Origin of the sequence: Halomonas sp. SpR8 (assembly GCF_031010195.1) — a bacterium.
Lineage (GTDB): Bacteria > Pseudomonadota > Gammaproteobacteria > Pseudomonadales > Halomonadaceae > Vreelandella.
In genome coordinates this window covers 1-1,361 of sequence record NZ_JAUAMC010000022.1, presented here as the reverse complement: position 1 = coordinate 1,361, position 1,361 = coordinate 1, and the positions used below count along the sequence as shown (strand labels likewise).

The window sequence follows — 1,361 nt, the reverse complement described above, 5'->3', positions numbered from 1 at the left end:
CTGAGTGAGAACGCCAATGATGCCAGGCTGGTATTTCAAGGTTGGCTCCACCCGAACTGGCGTCCGGGTTTCTAAGCCTCCCAGCTATCCTACACAGGCAACATCAGCGTCCAGTGTGAAGCTATAGTAAAGGTTCACGGGGTCTTTCCGTCTAGCCGCGGGTACACCGCATCTTCACGGCGATTTCAATTTCACTGAGTCTCGGGTGGAGACAGCGTGGCCATCATTACGCCATTCGTGCAGGTCGGAACTTACCCGACAAGGAATTTCGCTACCTTAGGACCGTTATAGTTACGGCCGCCGTTTACCGGGGCTTCAATCAAGAGCTTCGCGCAAGCGCTAACACCATCATTTAACCTTCCGGCACCGGGCAGGCGTCACACCCTATACGTCCGCTTGCGCGTTAGCAGAGTGCTGTGTTTTTAATAAACAGTTGCAGCCACCTGGTATCTTCGACCGGTTCGGGCTAGGAGAGCAAGTCTCTTCACCCTACGCCGGCGTGCCTTCTCCCGAAGTTACGGCACCATTTTGCCTAGTTCCTTCACCCGAGTTCTCTCAAGCGCCTTGGGATTCTCACCCTGACCACCTGTGTCGGTTTGGGGTACGGTCGCACATGATCTGAAGCTTAGAGGCTTTTCCTGGAAGCGTGGCATCAGTGACTTCCTGACCGTGGTCAGTTCGTTTCGTGTCTCGGCCTTAAAAGGGTCCGGATTTACCTAAACCCTCAGCCTACTCACTTTCACCAGGACTACCAACGCCTGGCTCACCTAGCCTTCTTCGTCCCCCCATCGCAACCATGTCCGGTACGGGAATATTGACCCGTTTCCCATCGACTACGCCTTTCGGCCTCGCCTTAGGGGCCGACTCACTCTGCTCCGATTAGCGTCGAACAGAAACCCTTGGTCTTCCGGCGAGGGCGTTTTTCACGCCCTTTATCGTTACTCATGTCAGCATTCGCACTCGTGATACCTCCAGCAGACTTCTCAATCCACCTTCATCGGCTTACACGACGCTCCTCTACCGCTCATTCCTAAGAATGAACCCGTAGCTTCGGTACCTGGTTTAGCCCCGTTACATCTTCCGCGCAGGCCGACTCGACTAGTGAGCTATTACGCTTTCTTTAAAGGATGGCTGCTTCTAAGCCAACCTCCTAGCTGTCTGAGCCTTCCCACATCGTTTCCCACTTAACCAGGATTTCGGGACCTTAGCTGACGGTCTGGGTTGTTTCCCTTTTCACGACGGACGTTAGCACCCGCCGTGTGTCTCCCACGCGTTACTCACCGGTATTCGGAGTTTGCCTCGGGTTGGTAAGTCGGGATGACCCCCTAGCCGAAACAGTGCTCTACCCCCGGCGGTACTAC

Annotated in this window: 1 rRNA gene; it reads right to left on the bottom strand. The window is 54.8% G+C overall.

Annotated elements, in window-relative coordinates:
- Positions 1–1,361, bottom strand: a 23S ribosomal RNA gene (locus QT230_RS20750); the annotation flags it as partial.